Origin of the sequence: Actinomadura sp. NPDC049753 (genome assembly GCF_040674655.1) — a bacterium.
Taxonomy (GTDB): domain Bacteria; phylum Actinomycetota; class Actinomycetes; order Streptosporangiales; family Streptosporangiaceae; genus Spirillospora; species Spirillospora verrucosospora.
This window is the reverse complement of the sequence record NZ_JBFARL010000431.1, coordinates 1-1,885: the sequence shown is the minus strand read 5'-3', so window position 1 is coordinate 1,885 and position 1,885 is coordinate 1. Positions and strand designations below refer to the sequence as shown.

General features: G+C 74.7%; 2 protein-coding genes. Both read right to left on the bottom strand.

The annotated features are described in order from the left end of the window. Window positions 1-1,599, bottom strand: a 1,599-nt coding sequence (locus tag AB0K37_RS41950) for a condensation domain-containing protein (protein WP_363991762.1), incomplete at its 3' end; no start/stop codon positions are given. A gap of 52 nt (window positions 1,600-1,651) precedes the next feature. Then, a partial coding sequence (locus AB0K37_RS41945) for an iron chelate uptake ABC transporter family permease subunit (RefSeq protein ID WP_363991759.1) occupies window positions 1,652-1,885 on the bottom strand: 234 nt, incomplete at its 5' end.

Sequence of the window (1,885 nt, the reverse complement as noted above, 5' to 3'; positions counted from 1 at the left end):
CGCGTTCAGCCCGTGCCGGACGCGGAGCCGGTCGGGCGCGGCGGCGATGGCGAGGGGCGCGTCCCAGTCGGCGCCGGGCGCGCCGAGCCGGGTGATCGCGGCGGTGTAGGCGTCGAACATCGCCTCCGCGACGCCGTCCGGGAACGCGGGCAGGCGCACGTCCCAGTTCAGCAGCAGGCCGCCGGACACCTCGGTCACCTGCGCGTCCAGCAGCACCTGCGGTCCCTGCGAGATGATCCATCCGGGTTCGCCGAACAGCTCGCGGACGCGGTCGCCGAACAGCTCGCCGAGGTTGAGGGCGCTGGTGTAGACGATCGGGGCGAGCACCTGCTCCCCGCGCAGCCGCGACAGGTCCCGCAGCACCTCCAGCCCCGAGTAGTCGCTGTGCGCGCCGGCCGTGTGCAGGTTCGCCTGGAGCGCGCGGGCCCGCCCGGTGAACGGGAGGTCCTCGGTGAGGTCGGCCTCCAGCAGGATGGATCCGGTGAAGTCGCCGACGACCTGGTCGACGTCGGGGTGGACGGGCTCGCGGTGGAACAGCGGCAGGTTGAGCAGGAACCGCGGCGTCGCCGACCAGGCGCCGATCACTTCGGCGAACACCGCCGCGAGCGCCATGGCGGGGGTGACGCCCTCGGCGTGGGCGCGGGAGACGAAGCGGTCCTTGGCGTCCGGCGGCAGCCAGTGGTGCTTGCGCTCGACGCGGTCCCCCGGCTCCGGGACGACCGGCAGCTCGGGCGGGCCGGGGAGGCCGGCGAGGCGGTCAGCCCACCAGCGGCGGTCGGCGGCGCGGGCCTGCGCGCGGGGGTCGTCGGCGAGGTAGCGGGCGTAGCCGTAGCGGATCGGCGCGAGCGTCTCGCCCTCGTACAGGGCGGCGAGGTCGGCCAGCATGACGCGGTAGCTCATCGCGTCGGCGGCGACCATGTCGACGTCCAGGTGGAGCCGCGCCGCGCCGCCCGGGAGGAGGCTGAGCCGGGCGTCGAAGACGCGGCCGTCCTCGATGGGGAGCCGCTGCCGCGACATCTCGTCCCGGACGCGCTCCAGCTCGGCGTCCGGGTCGTCCGACGAGCGCAGGTCGTGGACGGTGACGAGCGGACCGGGACGTTCGGGCAGGATCTGCTGCGTCCCGTCGTCGCGGACGGCCGCGCGCAGCATCGGATGCCGCCGCACCAGGGCGCCCACGGCCGCCTCGAAGCGGGACGGGTCGATCGCGCGCCCGTCCAGCTCTACGTACAGGTGGGCGGCGACGGACCCGAGCTCCTGCCCGGAGTCGCGGCCGATCCAGTACGCGTGCTGCATCAGCGCCAGTGCGAAGGGCTCGTCCGGTTCGACGGCGGCGTCGCCGGCGTCCGCGCCTGTTCGCGGCGCGGGCCCGGCCGACGCCTCCGCCTGGCCCTTCTCGGTGAGCAGTTCCCACCAGCCGGTGAGCGTCGGACGTTCGGCCAGCTCGGCGAAGCGGATCTCGACGCCGCGGCGCCGGAGCCGGCCGGTGAGCTGCATGAGCCGGATCGAGTCCATGCCCAGCTCGATGAGGTTGTCGTCCGCCTCCGCGCGCTCGCCCAGCACCTCGGCCAGCGCGGCGTGGAGCTCATCCCAGGTCAGCACGGAACTCCTCTCAACTTAGGTAAGGCTAACCTAATTGCGAGGACCGGGTCCGTCAACGCCGCCCGGACACCGACAGCAGCCATGCCAGGTACACGCCGCCGAGGACGCCGGTGACGACGCCGACCGGCACCGCGACCGGCAGGCGCAGCGCGATGAGGTCCGCGCTCGCCAGCAGCGCCGCGCCGGTCAGCCCGCGCGCACGCGGCCTCGACGATCTCGGTGCCCGCGTAGCCGAGCACCTTGCGCAGCGAGGCGTGCGCGTCGCCGCCGCCCGTGGGCGCGGCCG